The 2,437-nt window shown below is 58.7% G+C and carries 2 protein-coding genes; both read right to left on the bottom strand.

Annotation, left to right across the window (positions count from 1 at the left end):
• Window positions 1-16 precede the first annotated feature (16 nt).
• The gene (locus ACRESD_RS08115; protein WP_431750449.1) at window positions 17-538 is read right to left on the bottom strand and encodes a DUF6586 family protein; all 522 of its coding nucleotides are present in this window, start codon (window positions 536-538) and stop codon (window positions 17-19) included.
• A gap of 127 nt (window positions 539-665) precedes the next feature.
• Window positions 666-2,437, bottom strand: a 1,772-nt coding sequence (locus ACRESD_RS08110) for a DNA topoisomerase (protein ID WP_431750448.1), incomplete at its 5' end; no start/stop codon positions are given.

Raw genomic sequence — 2,437 nt, 5'->3', positions numbered from 1 at the left:
GTTCAGTGCAAACCTCTCAGCACTCGTTCAAACCCTCACGAAAGCGCAGTGCCATCTTTTTTAGCTCCTGACGCCAGTTTTCCAACTCTTCGCGGCTCAGCGGCTTGGGTTCGTCCTCTTCCAGCGCGACGGCCACGATCAACGGTTGGGTCACGTCGCCCTTGGGCACATGGGGAATACGCGGTGGCTGAAACATGTCGGCGTGAGCCTTCAACAAGCGCGCTACCCAGCTGTCCGGACTCTGGGCCATTTCTACCAACTCAGCCAGCTCGGGGATGGCCATGGTTTCCAGTACTTCGCGGGCCATGATCATTTCCGCGCGAGGCGAACCGGCCTGGGGCAAGCGATAGAACCCAGCGATCTCATGGCACAAACCCAGCAAAGCACCATACAAGTGGAACAACGCCGCTTCTCGTCCCGCCTGGACCAGAGCGATGGCATTCATCTCCTTCCCTTCCTCGGCGCGACCAAGGGCTTCCAGGGACAAACCCGCGAAGTAAATTTTCTGATTGGTACGGGTATAGAGTTCGTTGGCCATAACGGCAGTCTCCACAACGAATAAGCGTGATACTGGCTGAACAGTGTCACGGATCAGCCGAACGCACTGCAAGCGCAAAAAAAAGGCCGCCTATACAGGCGGCCTTTGTCTTTCGCTGATTAGCGGATCAAGCGCCCTGGCGCTTGTCCTCCACCTTCCACTTGCCACCGTCGTAGAACGCTTTCCAGCCAGTAGGCTTGCCGTCCACTTCGGTCTGCACGTACTGCTCCTTGGTCTTGCGGCTGTAGCGGATCACGGCTGGACGGCCATCCGGATCTTTCTTCGGCGCTTCACACAGGAAGTGATACTTCGGATCGATTTCGTCCTTGTGCGGCACGATCTCCAGCACCAGCGGCGCACGGGTCTCGCGGTTTTTCGGGAACTGGCTGGCCGCCAGGAACAGACCCGAAGCACCATCGCGCAGGATGTAGGTGTCGTTGACCTTCTCGCACTTGAGCTCAGGCATCTTCACCGGGTCCATCTTCGGCGGCGCCGCATCACCGCTCTTCAGCAGTTTGCGAGTGTTCTTGCAGGTCGGGTTGGTGCAACCGAAAAACTTGCCGAAACGGCCGGTCTTGAGCTGCATCTCGCTGCCGCACTTGTCGCACTCCAAGCTCGGACCTTCGTAGCCCTTGATGCGGTAGGTGCCTTCCTCAATCTCGTAGCCATTGCAATCCGGGTTGTTACCGCAGATGTGCAACTTGTGCTTCTCGTCCAGCAGGTAGGCGTCCATCGCCGTGCTGCAGATCGGGCAGCGGTGCTTGCCACGCAGTACCAACGACTCGGACTCACCTTCGTCATCGGCGGCAATTTCATCGCCCGGCACCAGGTTGACCGTCGCCTTGCATCGCTCTTTTGGCGGCAGGCTGTAGCCCGAGCAGCCGAGGAATACGCCGGTGGATGCCGTACGAATCTGCATCGGACGACCACAGGTCTGGCACGGAATATCCGTCATTACCGGCTGGTTGGCACGCATGCCGCTCTCAGGGCTTTCGGCTACTTCGAGTTTTTTCTTGAAGTCACCGTAAAACTCGTCGAGTACGTTTTTCCAGTCGCGCTCGCCCTGGGCCACGTCATCGAGATGCTCTTCCATGCCAGCGGTGAAGCCGTAGTCCATCAGGTTGGAGAAGCTCTCGGAGAGGCGTTCGGTAACGATGTCGCCCATCTTTTCCGAATAGAAACGACGGTTGTGCAGCGCTACGTAGCCGCGGTCCTGGATGGTGGAGATGATCGCCGCGTAGGTCGAAGGACGACCAATACCGCGTTTTTCCATCTCTTTCACCAGGCTGGCTTCCGAATAACGCGCCGGCGGCTTGGTGAAGTGCTGGGACGGGTCAAGCTTGATCAGCTTCAGCGTGTCGCCCTGGGCCATGTCCGGCAACACGTCATCATCGCCAGGCTTGGCGATTTGCGGCATTACGCGGGTGTAACCGTCGAATTTGAGGATGCGCCCCTTGGCACGCAGCTCAAAATCGCCAGCACCCACGCTGACGGTGGTGGACAGGTATTGCGCCGGCAGCATCTGGCAGGCCAGGAACTGGCGCCAGATCAGCTCGTAGAGGCGCTCAGCGTCACGTTCCATGCCGCTCAGCTTGGCAGGCGTGGTGTTGGCGTCGGAAGGACGAATCGCTTCGTGAGCCTCTTGTGCGCCTTCCTTGCTGCTGTAGACGTTTGGCTTCTCCGGCAGGTACTTCTTGCCGAATTCGCCTTCAATATAAGTACGCGCCATCGCCACCGCGTCCACCGACAGGTTGGTGGAGTCAGTACGCATGTAAGTGATGTAGCCGGCTTCGTACAAGCGCTGGGCCATCATCATGGTTTTCTTCACACCAAAGCCCAGGCGATTGCTCGCGGCCTGCTGCAAGGTGGAGGTGATGAACGGCGCCGACGGCTTGCTGC

This window comes from Pseudomonas sp., from assembly GCF_050739995.1.
Taxonomy (GTDB): Bacteria; Pseudomonadota; Gammaproteobacteria; order Pseudomonadales; family Pseudomonadaceae; genus Aquipseudomonas.
This window is presented reverse-complemented; position numbering and strand designations above follow the sequence as displayed.